Origin of the sequence: Microbacterium kyungheense, from assembly GCF_006783905.1 — a bacterium.
Classification (GTDB): domain Bacteria; phylum Actinomycetota; class Actinomycetes; order Actinomycetales; family Microbacteriaceae; genus Microbacterium; species Microbacterium kyungheense.
Genome location: NZ_VFPE01000002.1, coordinates 1,035,492 through 1,055,098, shown reverse-complemented (window position 1 = coordinate 1,055,098; position 19,607 = coordinate 1,035,492). Strand labels below are relative to the sequence as shown.

The window sequence follows — 19,607 nt, the reverse complement described above, 5'->3', positions numbered from 1 at the left end:
CGATGAGGTGCATCCCGTGACTGCCGCAGCAGACCCCCAGCCCGAGACCGACGCCCCCGAGCTCCCCGAGAACGGCGAGCCCGAGACGACGTCCACCCCCGACCAGAACCCTGCCGAGACCCCCGTCGCCGACGACGCGGTCGAGGCGGATGCCGCCACCGCCGACGCGACGGCGCCGGAGGCCGCGGAGACCGAGGCCGACGCCGCCGACGCGGACGCCGCCGAGGCCGACGCCGCAGCGGCCGAGGTCGTCGAGGTCGAGGCCGTTGAGATCGTCGAGGTGGTCGAAGACGCCGAGGGCGACGTGGTGGCCGTCGAGGTGACTGAGATCGTCGTCGAGACGCCTGTCGGCGCCGATGAGCCGTGGGGCCGCGTCGACGACGACGGCACCGTCTCGGTGCGCGAGGCCGACGGCTGGCGCGTCGTCGGTCAGTACCCCGACGGGTCGCCCGAAGAGGCGCTCGCATACTTCGAGCGCAAGTACGCCGATCTCGCCAGCGAGGTCACGCTGCTCGAGGTCCGCCACCGCCGCGGAGGCGCGTCGGCCGCGGACCTGCGGGCGACCGCGCGCACCATCAACGGGAAGCTCGACGGCGCTGCCGCCGTCGGCGACCTGGCCAGCCTCGTCGCCCGCGTCGCCGCGCTCACCGAGGCGCTCACCGCGCAGTCCGAGACCGAGGCCGTCGCCGCCCGCGAGGCCGTCGATGACGCCGTGAAGGCGCGCACTGAGCTCGTCGAGAAGGCCGAGGCCCTCGCCGCGCGCGACCCGCGCACCGTGCAGTGGAAGCAGGCGACGGCCGAGATCAACGGCCTGTTCGACCAGTGGCAGTCGCAGCAGCAGAACGGCCCCCGTCTGCCGAAGTCGACCGCGCAGCAGCTCTGGAAGCGATTCCGCGATGCACGTGCCACCGTCGACAAGCACCGCCGCGCGTTCTACGCCGAGCTCGATGAGGCGCACAAGGGCGTCCGCGACCGCAAGACGCGGCTGGTCGAGAAGGCGGAGGCACTCGCTCCCAAGGGCGAGGACGGCATCCCCGCCTACCGCGATCTGCTCGACGAGTGGAAGACCGCGGGCCGGGCAGGCAAGAAGGTCGACGACGCGCTGTGGGCGCGGTTCAAGGCCGCCGGTGACGCGCTGTACGGCGCCCGTGTCGAGCGCGAGGCGGCCGATGCCGAGGCGTCGCGCGAGAAGATCGAGGCCAAGCGCGCGCTGCTCGAAGAGGCCAAGGCCGTGGGCGACGAGCGCGACATCGCCAAGGCCCGATCGATCCTCACCGGCATCCAGCGCCAATGGGACGAGATCGGGCGCATCTTCCCGCGCGATGCCGAGCGCTCGCTCGACGACGAGCTGCGTCGCATCGAGAACGCACTGCGCGGGCGTGAGGACGCGGACTGGAAGCGCAACGACCCCGAGCAGAAGGCGCGCGCCAACGACATGACGCGCCAGCTCACCGATGCCATCCAGAAGCTCGAGGACGAACTCGCCGTCGCGAAGAAGTCCGGTGACAAGAAGGCGATCGCTCAGGCCTCCGACGCGCTCGACGCACGCAAGTCCTGGCTCAAGGCCCTCGGCGGCTGACGCCGGCGTCGATCCGAACCAGGGCCTGCGGCCGGCACGGGATGCCGGCCGCAGGCCCATTTCGGCGTGGGTTGTCCACAGGCGACCGGGGTGCGGCATCCACCCGTCCGCCGGGTGCGCCACACTTCACGCATGGCCTCGCCGTTCCTGTACTTCGCCGACGACCGGCTGTCACGCGCGGAGCTGACCGCCGCCTGCCTCGACGGGCACCTCGTCGAGCTGGGTGACGCGTACATGCCCGCCGATGCCGTCGAGACGGCGGCGCTGCGCGCCGGCGCCCTCGCTCCGCTTCTGGGCGAGACGCTGGCCGCCACGCACCTGACCGCGGCGTGGATCCACGGCGGACTCCCCCACCCGCCCGCGCGCCACACTGTGCAGCGCGCGGTGGAGCGCCGGCTTCACCTCGTCCCCGACCGTCACGTGGTGTACCGCGACCCGTCGGTCCAGCCCGAGGACGTCGACCTGATCGGCGGCGTGCGGGTCACGACGCCGGTGCGGACGCTCATCGACCTGGCGAGGACGACGGATGCCGTCCACGCACGTGCCGCGTGCCAGCTGGCGCGGGTGCACGCGGCCGCCGTGGCGCGCGCGATCGCACGGCTGGAGCACGGACGCCTCCCCCACAAGAACGCCGGGCTCCGCGTGCTGCGGTCGATCGCCGCGGAGCGGGCGGAGGATCAGGACGACGTGACGCGGTACACGTCGTAGACGGCGTCGATCCGGCGCACCGCGTTGAGGACGCGGTCGAGGTGGACGATGTCGCCCATCTCGAACACGAACCGGCTGAGCGCGAGGCGGTCGTTCGTGGTCGACACCGTCGCCGAGAGGATGTTGACGTGGTGCTCGCTGAGCACGCGGGTGACATCGCTCAGCAGTCCCGAGCGGTCGAGTGCCTCGACCTGGATCTGGACGAGGAAGACGCTCTTGGTCGTCGGCGCCCACTCGACGTCGATGAGCCGCTCGGGATCCTCCATGAGCGACTTCACGTTCGTGCAGTCGGTGCGGTGGACCGAGACGCCGCTGCCGCGGGTCACGAAGCCGACGATCTGATCGCCGGGGACCGGGGTGCAGCACTTCGCGAGCTTGACCAGGATGTCGGGAGCCCCGCGCACGAGCACCCCCGAGTCGCCGCCGCGCGGAGCGCGCGACCGGCCGACCGGGGGAAGATCGATCGGGCCGGTGGCGGTGTCGTTGGCGGCGACGAGCGCGGTGACCTTCTCGATGACCGACTGGGTCGAGACGTGTCCTTCGCCGACGGCCGCATACAGCGCCGACACGTCCTCGTAGCGCAGCTGGTGCGCGACCTCGGAGAACGAGTCCTGGCTCATGAGCCGCTGCAGCGGCAGGTTCTGCCGCCGCATCGCGCGCGCGATCGACTCCTTGCCCTGCTCGATCGCCTCTTCGCGGCGCTCCTTCGTGAACCAGCCGCGGATCTTGTTGCGGGCCCGCGTGCTCTTGACGAAGCCCATCCAGTCCTGCGACGGCCCCGCGTCCGGGTTCTTCGAGGTGAACACCTCGACGACGTCGCCGCTCTTCAGCTCGGACTCCAGCGGCACCAGCCGGCCGTTGACCTTGGCGCCCATCGTGCGGTGGCCCACCTCGGTGTGCACCGCGTACGCGAAGTCGACCGGGGTCGCACCCGCCGGCAGGCCGATCACGCGGCCCTTCGGCGTGAAGACGTAGACCTCTTTCGCTCCGATCTCGAAGCGGAGCGAGTCCAGGAACTCGCCGGGGTCGGCGGTCTCGGCCTGCCAGTCCGAGATGTGCGCGAGCCACGCCATGTCGGTGTCGACGGACTTGGAGTCCGACTTGCCGCCGTTCATGCGCTCTTTGTACTTCCAGTGCGCAGCGACGCCGTACTCGGCCTGCTGGTGCATCTCGTGCGTGCGGATCTGGATCTCGACGGTGCGCCCGCCGGGACCGATGACCGTCGTGTGCAGCGACTGGTAGAGGTTGAACTTCGGCGTGGCGATGTAGTCCTTGAACCTGCCCGGAAGCGGCGTCCATCGCGCGTGGATGGCACCGAGCACCGCGTAGCAGTCGCGCACGCTGCCGACGAGGATGCGGATGCCGATGAGGTCGTAGATGTCGTCGAACTCACGACCGCGCACGACCATCTTCTGGTACACCGAGTACAGCTGCTTGGGGCGGCCCATGACACGCCCCCGGATGCGGAGCTCGCGCAGATCGCTGTCGACGGCGTCGATGACGTTCTGCACGTACTGCTCGCGCTGCGGGGTGCGCTGCTTGACCAGGCTGTCGATCTCGGCGTACAGCTTGGGCTGCAGCACGGCGAACGAGAGGTCCTCGAGCTCGGACTTGATCGCCTGGATGCCGAGCCGGTGCGCGAGCGGAGCGTAGATCTCGAGGGTCTCGGTGGCCTTCTTGCGCGCCTTCTCGGGCGGGACGAATCCCCACGTCCGCGCATTGTGAAGACGGTCGGCGAGCTTGATCAGGAGCACGCGGATGTCGCGCGACATCGCCACGATCATCTTGCGGACGGTCTCGGCCTGGGCGCTCTCGCCGTACTTGACCTTGTCGAGCTTGGTGACGCCGTCGACGAGCATCGCGACCTCGTCGCCGAACTCGGCGGTCAGCGTGTCGAGGGAGTAGTCGGTGTCTTCGACCGTGTCGTGCAGCAGCGCCGCCGCGATGGCGCGCGGGCCGAGGCCGAGATCGGCGAGGATCTGCGCCACGGCGAGCGGGTGCGTGATGTACGGCTCACCGCTCTGTCTGGCCTGACCCGAGTGCGCGCGCTCGGCCACCGAGTAGGCGCGCTCGATGATCGAGAGATCGCCCTTCGGGTGGTGGGTGCGCACCGTGCGGAGCAGCTGCTCGACGTCGTCGCGACGGGCCGACCGCGAGAAGATGCGCGGCACCAGGCGGCGCAGCGACGACGATTGGGCGGGCGGGATGGTCTCGGTCATACGAACCCTCCCCTCCGCCGAATCCCACAATCCTACGCCCGCGGCCGGGCGTCACCGGCCGCGGAGGGCCGGGCCGGCATCGTGCCGGCCCGGCCGTCGCGTCAGGCCGGGGTGCCCGCGAGGGCGCGTGCGTCGGTGACGCGCTGGTCGCGCGCCTTGATCGCCGGCTCGTTCTCGCGCAGCAGCGAGTACAGCGGCGACGCGACGAACAGCGTCGAGTACGCCGCGACGATGGTGCCCACGAAGATCGACAGCGACAGGTCGGTGAGCGTCTGCGCGCCGACCCAGATGAGGCCGATGAACAGGATCGCGCCGGTCGGCAGGATCGCCACCACCGTCGTGTTGATCGAGCGCACGAGCGTTTGGTTGACCGCGAGGTTGACGGATTCGCCGAAGGTGCGACCCGACACCTCGCCGTCCTCACTCGTGTTCTCCCTGATCTTGTCGAACACGACCGTCGTGTCGTACAGCGCGTACGACAGGATCGTCAGGAAGCCGATGACGGCGGCGGGCGAGATCTCGAACCCGAACAGCGCGTACACGCCGATCGTGATCACGAGCACGTCGACCAGGCCGATGATCGCCGAGACGGACATCTTCCAGGTGCGGAAGTACAGCGCGAGGATCAGGAAGGTCAGCGCGAGGAAGATCGCCAGACCCCACAGCGACTGGCGCGTGACGTCGGCTCCCCAGCTGGGACCGATGAACGAGGCGCTGACCTCGCTCTCAGGCACGTCGTAGGCCTCGGCGAGGGCGGCAGTCACCTGGCGGCTCTCGCTGTCCTCGAGCTGGTCGGTCTGCACCCGGACGGTGTCCTCACCGACGGTGGTCACCTTCGTCGTGGCTCCGGGCACGACCGAGTGCACGGCCTCTGTCGCGATCAGCTGATCGACGGGCGTCGCCACGCCGCTCACGGTGAACTGCGACCCGCCGGTGAACTCGATGGAGAACTGGATCGGGCGGAACACCGGCACGAGCGCCGATGCCACCACGAGGATCGCGGCGATGAGGAACCACAGACGCCGGCGGCCGACGAAGGGGAACGACGTCTTGCCGGAGTAGAGGTCGTTGCCGAGCTGGCTCATGGAGCGCATCAGTCGTCTCCCTCCTTGAGAGTCGTGACGGGTTTACCGCTCTCGGTGGCCGACTGCTCCGCCTGCTTGCGCTCGGCGATGGTCTGCCGGCGAGCGGCCTCGCCCCGCGATTTGGCGTTGCGGCGCCCGGCCGTGCCCGTGGTGAGCACCGGGTCGCGGAACTGCGCGCGACCGCGGTACACGGCGCCGAGCGCGGTCGGGTCGAGCCCCGACAGGGGATGCCCCGAGCCGAAGAACTTCGTCCTGGCGAGCAGCTGCAGCACCGGGTGGGTGAACAGGATGAAGATCAGGACGTCGATCGCGGTCGTGAGACCGAGGGTGAAGGCGAAGCCCTTGACCGTGGCGTCCGCGAGGATGTACAGCACGACGGCGGCGAGGATGTTGATCGACTTCGAGATGTAGATCGTGCGCTTGGCGCGACCCCAGCCGTCCTCGACGGCCGCGGTGATCGACTTGCCGTCGCGCAGCTCGTCTCGGATTCTCTCGAAGTAGACGATGAACGAGTCGGCGGTGAAGCCGATCGTCACGATCAGGCCCGCGACACCGGCCAGCGACAGGCGGAAGCCCATGCGCCAGGCCAGGATGCACAGCGTGAGATAGGTCAGGACCGCCATCACCACGAGCGAGGCGATGATGATGAAGCCGAGTGCGCGGTAGACGATCAGTGAGTACAGCGCGACGAGAGCCAGACCGATGAGACCGGCGATGAGGCCGATCATCAGCTGCTGCGAGCCGAGCGTCGCCGAGATCGAGTCCGAGCTCACCACGGTGAAGCTCAGCGGCAGCGCACCGTACTTGAGCTGGTCGGCCAGAACCTTCGCGCTCTCCTGGGTGAAGCTGCCGGTGATGCTCGGCTTGCCGTCCATGATGACGCCGTTCATCGACGGCGCCGACAGCACGTAGCCGTCGAGGACGAACGCGAACTGGTTCAGCGGGGCGGTCGCACCGTACAGGCGCTGGCTGATCTCGCCGAAGGTCTTGGTGCCCTCGTCGTCGAACTGGAGGTTGACGGCCCACTGGTTGTTGGTCGTCTGCAGGCCGAAGGTCGCGTCGTCGATCGACGAACCGTCGAGCTCGACCGGGCCGAGGATGTACTTGACCGTGCCGTCGGCGTCGCACGTGATGAGCGGCTCGTCCTTGGGCGCGTTGGCCGGGTCGTTCGCCGGGTCGGAGCAGTCGTACGCCAGGTACTCGGCCTGCAGCGCAGGAGTGATCCAGGCGGTGTCGCTGCCGTTGGTGGGCGATGCGGTCGGCGTCGCCTGCAGCGAGGGGTCGGGCGTCGGGTACGGCGTCTCGTTGCCGTCGTCGCCGACGAAGGTGTTCGCGGGAGCGCCGGTGTACAGGACGGCGCGCAGCTGGAGCTGCGCGGACGCCTCGATGCGGTTGCGCGTCTCTTCGTCCGCCTGGCCGGGGATCTGCACGACGATCTGGTTGCCGGCCTGGGTCGTGACGTCGGCCTCGCCGACACCCGATGCGTCGACGCGCTGGCGGATGATCGTGACCGCCTGCTGCATCTGCTCGGTCGACGGGTCGGCGCCGTCCTCGGTCTGCGCTTCGAGGACGATCTGGGTGCCGCCCTGCAGGTCGAGCGCGAGGGACGGGACCCACGAGCTCTTGCCGAACACGTAGACGCCGAGCGCGTTGATGCCGACGAGGATCGCCACGATGGCGAGAAGGCCGGTCAGCGCGCGCCACGCATGCCGGACGGGAGTGGATGTCGCCACGTCTTCGCTTTCTGGAGGTGCCCGAACGGGCGAACGGTCAGACCTTAGTCCTGTGCCTTGGTGCCGGACGGGGCATCGCCGTTGCCGGCGTCCTTGTCCTTCGCCTGGGCGGCGTCGTCGCTGATCGAGCTGATGTCGCCGTTGGCGACGCCCTCCGCGTACTCGGCGTGGCTCTCTTCGGCCTCGAGGTACTCGTCCTCGGTGACCGAGTCGGCACCGGGCGTCACGACGCGCAGGATGGCCTGGCTGTGGACCTTGATCTCCACGCCGGGGGCCAGCTCGACGATGGCGGGCTGGTCGAGGTTGTCGGCGTCGTACGACACGATCGTGCCGTAGAGGCCGCCCTGGAGGAGCACCTCCGAGCCGGGCACGGTCTGGCGCGCCTTCTCCTCCTGCTCGGCCTTCTGCTTCTGCATACGACGGCGGGAGCTCCAGAACATGAAGACGAGGAGCACGACCAGCAGGATGATGAGGCCGTAGTTGCTCAGGAAGGCAGCGAAGTCCATGGAGCCGGTGGCACCTTTCGGGTCAGGCACGCGCCGTGGCGGCGGTGCCTTGCAGGAGGGGGGTAGGCGAAAGCCTCCAGTGATTATAGGTCATCGAATCGGAGCGCCGATTCTGCGGAGGGGACGCCCATGTGGGCATAGGCGTCGGGCATCGCGATCCGGCCGCGCGGCGTGCGCCCCATGAAGCCGATGCGGACGAGGTACGGCTCGACCACCGACTCGATCGTGTCGGGCTCCTCGCCGACCGCGACAGCCAGCGTGCTGAGCCCGACAGGGCCGCCGCGGAACCGTCGCACGAGCATGTCGAGCACGGCGCGGTCGAGCCGGTCGAGCCCGATCGCGTCGACGTCGTAGAGGTCGAGGGCGGCATCCACCGTGGCGATGTCGGCGCCAGTCCGCCCGTGCACGACGAGGTAGTCGCGCACCCGGCGCAGCAGGCGGTTCGCGATGCGGGGCGTGCCGCGTGAGCGCCGGGCGATCTCGGCGCGTGCCGCGGGCGGCAGCGAGACGCCGAGCATCACCGCGGAGCGCTCGATGACGCGTTCCAGCTCTTCGGGCTCGTAGTACTCCAGGTGCGCGGTGAAGCCGAAACGGTCGCGCAGCGGGTTGGGGAGCAGCCCCGACCGGGTCGTGGCGCCCACGAGCGTGAACGGCGCGAGGTCCAGCGGGATGCTGGTGGCGCCGGCGCCCTTGCCGACCATGATGTCGATGCGGAAGTCCTCCATCGCGAGGTAGAGCATCTCTTCGGCCGACCGGGCCATGCGATGCACCTCGTCGATGAACAGCACCTCACCGGGGGTCAGGCTCGACAGCAGCGCCGCCAGATCGCCCGCGTGCTGGATCGCCGGACCGCTGGAGAGCCGCAGCGGACGGTTGCTCTCGTGCGCGACGATCATCGCGAGCGTGGTCTTGCCGAGTCCGGGCGGCCCCGACAGCAGGATGTGATCGGCCGGCCGCTGCTGGATGCGCGCCGCGTCGAGCAGCAGCTGCATCTGCCCGCGCACCTTCTGCTGGCCGACGAACTCCGAGAGCGAGGTCGGACGCAGCGCCCCCTCGATGGCGAGCTCGGCCTCGTCGACGGGCTCGCTGTCGTCGTGGACGTCAACCACCGACCGTCTCCTTCCGTGCCGGCCCCAGTGCCGCCAGCGTCAGGCGCAGGAGCGCGGGCACCGACGAGCGGTCGGCCTCGGCGGCATCGGATGCCGCCGCCTCGACCGCGTCGACCGCCGTGCGCTCGGACCACCCGAGGCCCACCAGAGCCTGCACCACCTGGGCGGGAACGGTGGCGGAGGCTGCGGCATCCACTGCCCCGGATCCGGAGGGGCGCGTCACCGCGATCTTGCCGGCGAGCTGCACGACGATGAGCTTCGCCGTCTTGGGGCCGATTCCCGAGACGCGGCGGAACGGGGCGTCGTCGTCCGCGGCGACGGCATCGGCGATCTGGGGCACCGTGAGGGTCGCGAGCACGCCGAGCGCGGACTTCGGCCCGACTCCGGTGACCCCCAGCAGCTGCCCGAACACCGTCAGCTCTTCGCGCGTCTCGAAGCCGAACAGCGACAGGGCGTCCTCGCGGACGATGAGCGTCGTGTGCAGCAGCACGGTGTCGCCGAGGTGGGTCGTGCGGGCCACCTGCGGGGTGACGGCGACGTGAAGCCCGACTCCCCCGACCTCGACGACGACCGAATCCGCATCGACGTGCACGGCGGTGCCGCGGACTGAGGAGATCATGCCCCGAGCCTACGTGCTGGTTCGGACGTTTGTTCGAGCGACACGCATGGGCGCCGCCGCGGCACGCCTCTCAGCGGCGGGCGAGGCGCTCGGCGTCCGCCCAGGCGCGCTGAGCGGGCGTCAGGGGCGACGACGAGCGCCCGGAGGCCGCCGGTGCGCCGCGCCACGCGTGGCACAGCGCGAGCGCGAGGGCGTCGGCCGCGTCCGCCGGCTTCGGGAGCTCCTCGAGGCGCAGCACGCGGGCGACCATGGTCTGCACCTGACGTTTGTCGGCGTTGCCGTATCCCGTGATGGCCGCCTTGACCTCGGAGGGCGTGTGCGTCGCGGCGGGGATGCCGCGCTCGCCCGCGATCAGCAGCGCGATGCCGCTGGCCTGAGCCGTACCCATCACGGTCTGGCGGTTATGCTGCGCGAACACCCGCTCGACGGCGACCACGTCCGGGCCGTGCGCTTCGAGCACGGCGCGCAGCCCGGCGGCGATGACGGCGAGGCGCTCCTCGATCGGCGCGTCGGCGTCCGAGCGCACGACGCCCACGTGCACGAGCTGGGCGGACCGGTCGGGGGCGACGTCGACCACGCCGACGCCGCAGCGGGTCAGGCCGGGGTCGATGCCGAGGACGCGGAGTGATCCGCGGGAGCTGCCGGTGCGCACTCCCTCACGCTAGATGAGAGAAGCGGATGCCTCGGCCAGGCGCGCTGCGCCGGGCCGAGGCATCCGCTCGATCCGTCCGCTCAGTCCTCGTCGGACTCGAGCTCGGCCTGCACCTCGGCGGTGAGGTCGAAGTTGCTGTAGACGTTCTGGACGTCGTCGCTGTCTTCGAGCGCGTCGATGAGGCGGAAGACCTTGCGTGCGGTGTCGGCGTCGACCTCGACCTTGAGGTTGGGGACGAACTCGACGTCTGCCGACTCGTAGTCGATGCCGGCATCCTGCAGCGCAGAGCGCACCGCCACCAGGTCGGACGCCTCGGTGATGACCTCGAAGCCCTGCGCGTGCGGCTCGACCTCTTCGGCGCCCGCCTCGAGGACGGCGAGCATGACGTCGTCCTCGCTCGTGCCCTCGCCGCCGACGACGATCACGCCCTTGCGCGTGAAGTTGTACGCCACGCTCCCCGGGTCGGCCAGCGTCCCGCCGTTGCGGGTCAGCGCCGTGCGCACCTCGGCGGCGGCACGGTTCTTGTTGTCGGTCAGACACTCGATCATGAGCGCGACGCCGTTGGGGCCGTAGCCCTCGTACATGATCGAGGCGTATTCGACGGACTCGCCGCCGATGCCCGCACCGCGCTTGATGGCACGATCGATGTTGTCCTTGGGGACCGACGTCTTCTTCGCCTTGAGCACGGCGTCGAAGAGGGTCGGGTTGCCCTGCAGGTCAGCGCCGCCCAGCTTGGCGGCGACCTCGATGTTCTTGATGAGCTTGGCCCACGACTTCGCACGGCGCGCGTCGATGACGGCCTTCTTGTGCTTGGTCGTGGCCCACTTGGAATGCCCGGACATGGTCCTCCTGAAAATCGCTCGTCAGCGGAAGGCGCGTGAGCGCTTCGCCCGATGGACCAGTTTATCCCCCGGCTACAGCGCGAACTCGAAACCGAACCGCGAGGACAGCAGTGCGACGAGGTCGCGCGGCACCTTCGTGAGGTATGCCGGGGCGGGCGCGAGCGTCTCGGGCGACCCGATGAACGGGAAGTACACCGGCCCGTCGGTGAGCGCCTCGACGCGGTCGCGGACGTCGACGATCTCAGAGCCCACGCGGCGCAGACTCGGCAGCGTGATGGGCGCGGCGAGGCGCAGGGTGTCGCTGATCGGCATGCGCCAGTGCGGGAGGTCGTCGCCGCGGCGGTCGCGCGTCTCTTCGCCCAGCGGTCCGAGCACGCGGCCCCACGCCGCGATCCCCGGCACGGGCAGCGTGCGGTCCCACACGAACAGCGTGTCGCCGGGCTCGGTGTACCCGACGAGCTCGTGCGACCACTCGAAGCGGCGCTCGTCCTGCGCCTTCGAGGCCGACAGGGCGTCTCCGACGACACCGCGCGACGGCGCGATCATCCAGTAGCGCTCCTCGGGGTGCTCGCGCCACCAGTCGTTGATCGTCATGGCACAGAATCTACCTCGCGGCGTCGCGTCGGCCGGCTCGCCGCACGCGCTCGCGCACCAGATCGAGCAGGAGCGCATGGAAGCGCTGTTCGCCGGTGACCTCGGGATGGAACGAGGTGCCGAGCAGGGCGCCCTGGCGCACCGCGACGACGCGGCCGTCGTCGAGTGTCGCGAGGGCCTCGACCCCCGGACCGACCTCCTCCACAAGCGGCGCGCGGATGAACGCCGCGTGCACGGGCGGCGCGCCGAGCGCCTCGACCTCGAGATCCACCTCGAAGGAGTCGACCTGGCTGCCGAAGGCGTTGCGGCGCACGGTCACGTCCAGCCCGCCGAGCGTCTGCTGACCGGGCGCCCCGTCGGCGATGCGGGCGGCGAGCAGGATGAGGCCCGCGCACGTGCCGTAGACGGGCATCCCGTCGGCGATGGCGGCGCGGAGCGGATCCTGCATCCCGAACGCGCGCGCGAGCTTGTCGATGACGCTGGACTCGCCGCCCGGGATCACGAGGCCGTCGACCTCGGCGAGCTCGTCGGGCCGGCGGACGGTCACGACGTCGGCGCCCAGGTCCGCGAGCACGCGGACGTGCTCGCGGACGTCGCCCTGCAGCGCGAGGACGCCGACGCGCGGAGTTGTCACCAGCCGCGCTCGGCGAGCCGGTGCGGGGCGGGCAGGTCGGCGACGTTGATGCCGACCATCGCCTCGCCGAGACCGCGCGAGACGTCGGCGATCACCTTCGCGTCGTCGTAGAACGTGGTGGCCTTGACGATCGCGGCGGCGCGCTCGGCCGGGTTGCCCGACTTGAAGATGCCCGAGCCGACGAACACGCCGTCTGCGCCGAGCTGCATCATCATCGCGGCGTCCGCGGGCGTCGCGACGCCACCCGCGACGAAGAGCACGACGGGCAGCTTGCCGGTCTCGGCGACCTCGGCGACGAGCTGATAGGGCGCCTGCAGCTCCTTGGCCGCGACGTACAGCTCGTCCTTCGACATCGAGCGCAGGGCGTTGATCTCGGCGTTGATCTTGCGGATGTGCTTGGTCGCCTCCGACACGTCGCCGGTGCCGGCCTCGCCCTTGGAGCGGATCATGGCGGCGCCCTCGTTGATGCGGCGCAGGGCCTCGCCGAGGTTCGTCGCACCGCACACGAACGGCACGGTGAAGTTCCACTTGTCGATGTGGTTGACGTAGTCCGCGGGCGAGAGAACCTCGGACTCGTCGATGTAGTCGACACCGAGCTGCTGCAGCACCTGCGCCTCGACGAAGTGGCCGATGCGGGCCTTCGCCATGACCGGGATCGAGACGGCGTCGATGATGCCGTCGATCATGTCGGGGTCGCTCATGCGCGACACGCCGCCCTCGGCGCGGATGTCGGCGGGCACGCGCTCCAGCGCCATGACGGCGACGGCGCCGGCGTCCTCGGCGATCTTGGCCTGCTCGGGGGTGACGACGTCCATGATGACGCCGCCCTTGAGCATCTCGGCGAGGCCGCGCTTGACGCGGTCGGTTCCCGTGTCGGCAGTGGTCACGAGGGTTCTCCTTCGACGGGTCGCGGGCTGTGCGCGCGACAGATGAGGACAATGGCGGGTATTGACCTAGGCCAAAAGATAGCATGGTCTGCGTCCTACAATCGGCGGACCGGCGAAGAGCAGGGACGGTGCCATGACCTCCGACATCCGCGGCAGATCCGCGACCGAGATCGCCGACAGCGTGCGCGCCCTCATCGAGCGCTCGCAGCTGCGCGCCGGCGACCCGCTGCCCCCGGTGCGGTCGCTCGCCGACGACCTCGGGGTCAACCGCAACACCGTCGTGGCCGCGTACCGCCAGCTGACGCAGGCAGGCGTCGTCGTCACCCGCGGCCGTGGCGGCACGCGCGTGGCCGACCTCTCCCCCGTCGCGCAGGAGGGTTTCGCGGCCGACAGCGTGCTCCGGGACGTGGGGACGGGAAACCCCGATCCGGACCTCATCCCCGATCTGGCGCCCGCCCTGGCGCGCATCGCCGGACGACCCGTGCTCTACGGCGAGCCTGTCGTCGATCCGGGCCTGGAGCAGTGGGCCCTCGAGTGGATGGCCGGAGACCTCGCCGCGGGCGACGTCCGGCTCACGATCACCAGCGGCGCCGCCGACGCGGTCGAGCGCCTGCTCGCCCAGGCGCTGACGCGCGACGACGCGGTCGCTCTGGAGGACCCGTGCTTCCTCACGAGCATCCACACGGTGCGGATCGGCGGTTACCGCGCCGTACCGGTCCCGGTCGATGACGAGGGCATGACCGTCGAAGGACTGCGGGTCGCACTGGAGCAGGGCGTGCGCGCCGTCGTCCACACGCCGCGGGCCCAGAACCCGACCGGCTCGAGCCTGTCGGCCGCCCGGGCGGCACAGCTCCGCGAGGTCCTGCGCGCCCACCCGTACGTCCTCGTGATCGAGGACGACCACTTCTCGATGCTGTCGCAGCAGCCGTTCCATTCGCTGATCGCGCCCGAGCACCGGCGCTGGGCGCTCGTGCGGTCGGTGTCGAAGTTCCTCGGACCCGACATGTGCCTGGCCGTGACGGCATCCGATCCCGAGACCGCGGAGCGCCTCGCCATGCGACTGACCCCGGGCACCACGTGGGTCAGCCATCTTCTGCAGCGACTCACCCACGCGCTCGTGACGGATGCCGCCACCGCGGCGTCGATCGCCGACGCCGGCGCGCACTATGCGGCGCGCAACGCGTCGTTCGTCTCGCTGCTGCGGGAGCACGGGCTGGATGCCGACGCCGGCGACGGGCTGAACCTCTGGATCCCGCTTCCGGTGCCCGCACGCGACGTCTCGGAGCAGCTCATGCGGCGCGGGTGGCTGGCTCGCCCCGGCGACGAGTTCGTCCTCGCCGGCGACGAGCCCTCGCACCGGCTGCGGCTGACCGTGCACGACCTGGACGACGACGACGCCGTCCAGCTCGCGGCGGATCTGGCCGCCGCGGTCGGCGCGGCCGGCGGCAGGGCCCGGCTGCGGGAAGTGGGATGATCGACCGGTGAAGATCCTCTCGATCCAGTCGGCGGTCGCTTACGGCCACGTCGGCAACTCGGCAGCCGTGTTCCCGCTCCAGCGCATCGGCGTCGAGGTGATGCCGGTGTACACCGTCAACTTCTCGAACCACACCGGGTACGGCGCATGGCGCGGCCCGATGATCAGCCCGGACGACGTGCGCGAGGTGATCCTCGGCATCGAGGAGCGCGGCGCGTTCCCGCAGATCGACGTCATCCTCTCGGGCTACCAGGGCGGTGAGGGCATCGCCGATGTGATCCTCGACGCGGTGGCGCGTGTGAAGGCCGCGAACCCCGACGCCGTCTACGCGTGCGACCCCGTCATGGGCAACGCCAAGTCGGGCTGCTTCGTCGCCCCGGCGATCCCGGTGCTGCTGCGCGACCGCGTGGTTCCGGCCGCCGACATCATCACGCCCAACCAGTTCGAGCTGGGGTTCCTCACCCAGACCGAGCCCGCCGACCTCGAGTCCACGCTCGCCTCCGCCGACCTCGCCCGCGGGATGGGCCCGCGCACGGTGCTCGTCACGAGCGTCGAGCGGCCCGACCGCCCGGAGGGCACGATCGAGATGCTCGCGGTCACCGACGACGGCGCGTGGATCGTGCAGACCCCGCACATCCCGATGAAGGCGAACGGCTCGGGCGATGTCACCGCCGCGCTGTTCACCGCGCACTACCGCCGCACCGGCGACGCCGCGGACGCGCTGGCGCGCACGACGTCGAGCGTCTTCGACCTGCTCGAGCGCACGCACGCCTCGGGCGAGCGCGAGCTGCAGCTCATCGAGTCGCAGGACGCCTACGCGAACCCGCGCCTGCAGTTCACCGTCGAGCAGGTGCGCTGACGGGATGTGAGAAGGGGATGCCGCGGCCTGCGGCATCCCCTTCTCACACGCTCACACGTTCCAGGCGTCGGCGATCGCGCGGCGCACGTCGCCGAGCAGCTGCGGCAGCGCCTTCGTCTTGGCGATGATCGGGAAGAAGTTCGCGTCGGACGCCCACCGCGGCACGATGTGCTGGTGCAGGTGCTCATCGACGCCCGCGCCCGCCACATGGCCCTGGTTCATGCCGATGTTGAACCCGTCGCAGCGCGACACCTGACGCAGCACGCGCATGCCCTGCTGGGTGAGCGCGCCGATCTCGGCGACCTCTTCGTCGGTCGCCTGGTCGTACGTCGCGATGTGCCGGTAGGGGCACACCAGCAGGTGCCCGGAGTTGTACGGGAACAGGTTCAGCAACGCGTACGCGGTGCGTCCGCGGAAGACGATGAGTCCGTCCTCGTCCGACTTGCGCGGAGCCTCGCAGAACGGGCACTCCTTGCGCAGCACCTCGGGGCCGGCCTGGATGTACGCCATGCGGTGCGGCGTCCACAGGCGCTGGAACTCGTCCGGGACTCCGGCGAACGTCGCGGCGTCGACGAGGGCCGAGTCGGCGGCATCCCCTTCGGGAGCGCCCGACCCGGCCCCGTCGTCGTTCACGCGAAGTCCTCCGCGGTGTTCACCAGCGCGTGCGACGCGATCGCCTCGCGCACGCGGCGCACGGCGTCCGCGATCGGCACGCCGTTCTCCTGCGAGCCGTCACGGAAGCGGAACGAGACCGTGCCGGCCGCCTGGTCCTGGGCACCCGCGATCAGCTGCAGCGGCACCTTCTGGGTGGTGTGCGTGCGGATCTTCTTCTGCATGCGGTCGTCGGAGTGGTCGAGCTCGGCGCGCACGCCCTCGGCCTTGAGCAGGTCGACGACCTCGCCGAGGTAGTCGGCGAACTCCTCGGCGACGGGTATGCCGACCACCTGCACCGGCGACAGCCACACCGGGAACGCGCCCGCATAGTGCTCCAGCAGGATCGCGAAGAACCGCTCGATCGAGCCGAACAGGGCGCGGTGGATCATGATCGGGCGCTTTTTCTGGCCGTCCCGGTCGGTGTACTCCAGCTCGAACCGCTCCGGCAGGTTCGGGTCGACCTGGACCGTGGACAGCTGCCAGGTGCGGCCGATGGCGTCACGGGTCTTGAGGTCGATCTTCGGCCCGTAGAAGGCGGCCTCGCCCGGCACCTCGGTCAGCTTCAGCCCACTGGCGACGGCGACGTTGCGGAGCGCATTCGTCGAGTACTCCCAGAACTCGTCCGAGCCGATCCACTTGTCCTTCTCGTCGTCGCGCATCGACAGCTCGAGCTCGAAGTCGTCGAGGCCGAAGTCGCGCAGCATCGAGATGACGAACTCGAGCACGCGGGTCGCCTCGCCCTCGAGCTGCTCCGGAGTCACGAACAGGTGCGAGTCGTCCTGGGTGAACCCGCGGACGCGGGTGAGGCCGTGCAGGGCACCCGAGAGCTCGTTGCGGTAGACCGTGCCGTTCTCGGCCAGGCGCATCGGCAGATCGCGGTAGCTGCGTGCGCGCTCCTTGTAGATCAGGATGTGCATCGGGCAGTTCATGGGCTTCAGGTAGTAGTCCTGGCCCTGCTTGGTGATCTCGCCGTTCTCGTCGCGCTCCTCGTCCATCACGATGGGCGGGAACATGCCCTCCTTGTAGGTGACGAGGTGGTTCGAGGTGAGGAACAGGTCCTGCTTCGAGATGTGCGGGGTGTACACGTAGGTGTAGCCGCCGGCGATGTGACGACGGCGCGCGTGCTGCTCCATCTCGCCGCGGACGATGCCGCCCTTGGGATGCCACACCGACAGGCCCGAGCCGATCTCGTCGGGGAACGAGAACAGGTCGAGGTCCTTGCCGAGCTTGCGGTGGTCGCGCTTGGCCGCCTCTTCGAGGCGGGTCTGATACGCGCGCAGCTCGTCCTTCGTGGGCCATGCGGTGCCGTAGATGCGCTGCAGCTGAGGGTTCTTCTCACTCCCGCGCCAGTAGGCGCCGGCGACGCGCTGCAGCGCCCAGCCGTTGCCGATCAGGCGGGTGTTCGGCAGGTGCGGGCCGCGGCAGAGGTCCTTCCACACGGTCTGACCGTCGCGGTCCACGTTGTCGTAGATGGTCAGCTCGCCGGCGCCGACCTCGACCGAGGCGCCCTCGGTCTTCTCGGCGCCGCCGCCCTTGAGGCCGATGAGCTCCAGCTTGAACGGCTCGTCCACGAGTTCGGCCCGGGCCTCTTCGTCGGTCACGACACGGCGGACGAAGCGCTGGCCCTCGCGGACGATGCGCTGCATCTCTTTGTCGATGGCCTTCAGATCCTCGGGGGTGAAGGGATGCTCCACGCCGAAGTCGTAGTAGAACCCGTCGGTGATCGGCGGGCCGATGCCGAGGTTCGCCTGCGGGTTGATCCGCTGGACGGCCTGCGCGAGGACGTGCGCGGTCGAGTGGCGGAGGATGGCGAGGCCATCCGGGCTGTCGATGGTGACCGGCTCGACGGCATCCGTCTCGGTCACCACCGTCGCGAGGTCTTTCAGTTCGCCGTTCACCCTCAGCGCGACCACGGATCGGTCGGGGAACAGGGCGAAGCCGTCAGCGGGATAAGGCACAGCGTCAGTCACGGAAACTCTCCTGGGAATGGCTCGGATCAAGGCTACTCAGCTTCGGGCGCACGCCGCGCCCCGCCCGCTCAGGCGCCGAGCGTTCGCGTGACGGCCTGATATGCCGCCGCAGCGAGCGACCGGACGAGTTCCACGCGACGATTCTACCCAGTGACCAGGCCCGGGCCGCTTAGCCTGAAGCCGTGCGACGACACCGGCTCGACTCCACGGCGATCACGTCGGCGGGGTATGACGCCGACGTGGCCGTGCTCGAGCTCGAATTCACCTCCGGCGAGGTGTACCGCTACTTCGCGGTGCCGCCGTCCGTGCACCGGGCACTCCTGTCGGCCGACAGTGCGGGGCGGTTCTTCCGGGAGTCCATCCGGGACGTCTACCCGGCTGAGCACGTGCGCTGATTCCGGGCAACAAAAAACCCTCGGAGAACCGAGGGTTTCGTCGTGCGCGATACTGGGATCGAACCAGTGACCTCTTCCGTGTCAGGGAAGCGCGCTACCGCTGCGCCAATCGCGCCTAAAGAGGCTGTTAAGTTGTCGGCGAGGTGGCGACGGGATTCGAACCCGTGTAAACGGCTTTGCAGGCCGGTGCCTAGCCGCTCGGCCACGCCACCGCGTGTGGTTTGACCCCACGTGCTGTGGTCCCTGGAGGAGACCCCTGCACTTGAGCGGATGACGAGACTCGAACTCGCGACCCTCACCTTGGCAAGGTGATGCGCTACCAACTGCGCTACATCCGCATTTCGTTCCCTTCGCTCTCGCGCCGGGCACTTGTAAGACTTTAGCCGATGCTCGGCCGCATGCAAAACCAGATGCACCCCGCGCGTGTCACACCGTTGTGGTTCGAGGCATGCCTCGGCATCCGGTACTATCGTTACTCGTCCCCCTCGGGGGCACGGGCGATTGGCGCAGTTGGTAGCGCGCTTCCTTCACACGGAAGAGGTCATCAGTTCGAGTCTGGTATCGCCCACCATGAGAAAACCCGCGGTTCGCCGGGGGTTTTCGCTGTTCTCCGGGCTGTATCGTGCTGTCCATGGTGCTCGATCCCCACGAGCGGGCGTCCGTCGTGGCGTTCCTGCGTGACCATGGCCGCGGCGTCGTGGCGACGGTCTCCCCCGATGGCTCGCCCGAAGCCGCCCTGGTCGGGCTCGTGGCACTCGACGACGGGTCTATCCTCTTCAACGCCTTCGCCTCCTCCCGCAAGGTCGCGAACCTCCGCGTCCAGCCGGCGATCGCGCTGGTGGTCGGCACCTCGGGGGACGTCACACTGCAGATCGAGGGGACCGCGGCGCTCGCGCCTCTCGACCGACGCGACGCGCTGGGCGAGGAGTTCCTCCGTCACGCGCCGGGATCACGCGTGCACGACGAGGCAATCGCCCTGATCGTGGTCACGCCCCAGTGGGTGCGCTGCTACGACGCGTCCACCGCGCCCTCGGTGAGCGCGGAGGCGCGCTGGGATCGCGGCATCCTGCCCTCGGACTGAGGCGAGC

Annotated in this window: 19 protein-coding genes and 4 tRNA genes; 7 read left to right on the top strand and 16 right to left on the bottom strand. The window is 69.8% G+C overall.

Annotation, left to right across the window (positions count from 1 at the left end):
- Positions 1-16: 16 nt before the first annotated feature.
- Together FB391_RS11700 and FB391_RS11695 are read left to right on the top strand one after the other, a co-directional pair.
- The gene (locus FB391_RS11700; RefSeq protein ID WP_185843037.1) at positions 17-1,579 is read left to right on the top strand and encodes a DUF349 domain-containing protein; all 1,563 of its coding nucleotides are present in this window, start codon (positions 17-19) and stop codon (positions 1,577-1,579) included.
- A 132-nt stretch (positions 1,580-1,711) separates the two neighbouring features.
- The gene (locus FB391_RS11695; RefSeq protein WP_141894530.1) at positions 1,712-2,287 is read left to right on the top strand and encodes a type IV toxin-antitoxin system AbiEi family antitoxin; all 576 of its coding nucleotides are present in this window, start codon (positions 1,712-1,714) and stop codon (positions 2,285-2,287) included.
- Here FB391_RS11695 and FB391_RS11690 read toward each other — a convergent pair.
- From FB391_RS11690 to pdxS, 11 genes are all read right to left on the bottom strand, one after another.
- A complete protein-coding gene (locus FB391_RS11690; protein ID WP_141894529.1) occupies positions 2,257-4,506 on the bottom strand; it encodes a RelA/SpoT family protein in 2,250 nt (749 codons plus the stop codon). The two genes, FB391_RS11695 and FB391_RS11690, sit on opposite strands and share 31 nt — an antisense overlap.
- Before the next feature lie 101 nt (positions 4,507-4,607).
- On the bottom strand, positions 4,608-5,600 hold the full coding sequence (gene secF, locus FB391_RS11685) for a protein translocase subunit SecF (RefSeq protein WP_141894528.1): 993 nt from the start codon (positions 5,598-5,600) through the stop codon (positions 4,608-4,610).
- Complete coding sequence (gene secD, locus FB391_RS11680; RefSeq protein ID WP_141894527.1) at positions 5,600-7,324, bottom strand: protein translocase subunit SecD; 1,725 nt, start codon at positions 7,322-7,324, stop codon at positions 5,600-5,602. The genes secF and secD overlap by 1 nt, the downstream gene beginning before the upstream one ends.
- Positions 7,325-7,368: 44 nt before the next feature.
- The gene (locus FB391_RS11675) at positions 7,369-7,830 is read right to left on the bottom strand and encodes a preprotein translocase subunit YajC (protein ID WP_141894526.1); all 462 of its coding nucleotides are present in this window, start codon (positions 7,828-7,830) and stop codon (positions 7,369-7,371) included.
- A gap of 83 nt (positions 7,831-7,913) precedes the next feature.
- Positions 7,914-8,939 carry a Holliday junction branch migration DNA helicase RuvB gene (ruvB, locus tag FB391_RS11670; protein ID WP_141894525.1) on the bottom strand — a complete coding sequence of 342 codons (1,026 nt, stop codon included), beginning with the start codon at positions 8,937-8,939 and terminating at the stop codon, positions 7,914-7,916.
- Positions 8,932-9,558, bottom strand: coding sequence for a Holliday junction branch migration protein RuvA (gene ruvA, locus FB391_RS11665; RefSeq protein WP_141894524.1), 627 nt, complete (start codon positions 9,556-9,558; stop codon positions 8,932-8,934). The genes ruvB and ruvA overlap by 8 nt, the downstream gene beginning before the upstream one ends.
- 70 nt (positions 9,559-9,628) lie before the next feature.
- Positions 9,629-10,210 (bottom strand): crossover junction endodeoxyribonuclease RuvC, encoded by a 582-nt coding sequence (gene ruvC / locus FB391_RS11660; protein ID WP_141894523.1) that lies wholly within the window; start codon positions 10,208-10,210, stop codon positions 9,629-9,631.
- 80 nt (positions 10,211-10,290) lie between these two features.
- Positions 10,291-11,052: a YebC/PmpR family DNA-binding transcriptional regulator gene (locus FB391_RS11655; protein ID WP_141894522.1), complete on the bottom strand. Its 762-nt coding sequence runs from the start codon at positions 11,050-11,052 to the stop codon at positions 10,291-10,293.
- A gap of 72 nt (positions 11,053-11,124) precedes the next feature.
- Positions 11,125-11,646 (bottom strand): hypothetical protein, encoded by a 522-nt coding sequence (locus FB391_RS11650; protein ID WP_141894521.1) that lies wholly within the window; start codon positions 11,644-11,646, stop codon positions 11,125-11,127.
- 10 nt (positions 11,647-11,656) lie between these two features.
- Positions 11,657-12,283 (bottom strand): pyridoxal 5'-phosphate synthase glutaminase subunit PdxT, encoded by a 627-nt coding sequence (gene pdxT / locus FB391_RS11645; RefSeq protein ID WP_185843052.1) that lies wholly within the window; start codon positions 12,281-12,283, stop codon positions 11,657-11,659.
- Entirely contained in the window at positions 12,277-13,167 is an 891-nt protein-coding gene (gene pdxS, locus FB391_RS11640) for a pyridoxal 5'-phosphate synthase lyase subunit PdxS (RefSeq protein WP_141894519.1), read from the bottom strand. Before pdxS ends, pdxT begins: the two co-directional genes overlap by 7 nt.
- A 133-nt stretch (positions 13,168-13,300) precedes the next feature.
- Between pdxS and FB391_RS11635 the strand changes: the two genes are divergently transcribed.
- Positions 13,301-14,641: an aminotransferase class I/II-fold pyridoxal phosphate-dependent enzyme gene (locus FB391_RS11635; protein ID WP_141894518.1), complete on the top strand. Its 1,341-nt coding sequence runs from the start codon at positions 13,301-13,303 to the stop codon at positions 14,639-14,641.
- A 7-nt stretch (positions 14,642-14,648) separates the two neighbouring features.
- A complete protein-coding gene (gene pdxY / locus FB391_RS11630) occupies positions 14,649-15,500 on the top strand; it encodes a pyridoxal kinase PdxY (protein ID WP_141894517.1) in 852 nt (283 codons plus the stop codon).
- A gap of 51 nt (positions 15,501-15,551) precedes the next feature.
- Here the strand turns inward: pdxY and FB391_RS11625 are convergent, their stop codons facing one another.
- Together FB391_RS11625 and thrS are read right to left on the bottom strand one after the other, a co-directional pair.
- Entirely contained in the window at positions 15,552-16,133 is a 582-nt protein-coding gene (locus tag FB391_RS11625) for an HIT family protein (protein WP_141894516.1), read from the bottom strand.
- Complete coding sequence (gene thrS / locus FB391_RS11620; protein WP_246093470.1) at positions 16,130-18,124, bottom strand: threonine--tRNA ligase; 1,995 nt, start codon at positions 18,122-18,124, stop codon at positions 16,130-16,132. The genes FB391_RS11625 and thrS overlap by 4 nt, the downstream gene beginning before the upstream one ends.
- A 182-nt stretch (positions 18,125-18,306) precedes the next feature.
- Here thrS and FB391_RS11615 point away from each other — a divergent pair, with 182 nt between their 5' ends.
- Complete coding sequence (locus FB391_RS11615; protein WP_141894515.1) at positions 18,307-18,519, top strand: KTSC domain-containing protein; 213 nt, start codon at positions 18,307-18,309, stop codon at positions 18,517-18,519.
- A 43-nt stretch (positions 18,520-18,562) separates the two neighbouring features.
- Here the strand turns inward: FB391_RS11615 and FB391_RS11610 are convergent.
- The 3 genes from FB391_RS11610 to FB391_RS11600 all read right to left on the bottom strand — a co-directional run bounded on the left by FB391_RS11610 (position 18,563) and on the right by FB391_RS11600 (position 18,857).
- A tRNA-Val gene (locus FB391_RS11610) sits at positions 18,563-18,634 on the bottom strand.
- 26 nt (positions 18,635-18,660) lie between these two features.
- Positions 18,661-18,731: transfer RNA gene (locus tag FB391_RS11605), tRNA-Cys, on the bottom strand.
- Between the two features lie 53 nt (positions 18,732-18,784).
- Positions 18,785-18,857: transfer RNA gene (locus FB391_RS11600), tRNA-Gly, on the bottom strand.
- Between the two features lie 157 nt (positions 18,858-19,014).
- Between FB391_RS11600 and FB391_RS11595 the strand changes: the two genes are divergently transcribed.
- Together FB391_RS11595 and FB391_RS11590 are read left to right on the top strand one after the other, a co-directional pair.
- Positions 19,015-19,090: transfer RNA gene (locus FB391_RS11595), tRNA-Val, on the top strand.
- Between the two features lie 60 nt (positions 19,091-19,150).
- On the top strand, positions 19,151-19,600 hold the full coding sequence (locus tag FB391_RS11590) for a pyridoxamine 5'-phosphate oxidase family protein (RefSeq protein ID WP_141894514.1): 450 nt from the start codon (positions 19,151-19,153) through the stop codon (positions 19,598-19,600).
- Positions 19,601-19,607 lie beyond the last annotated feature (7 nt).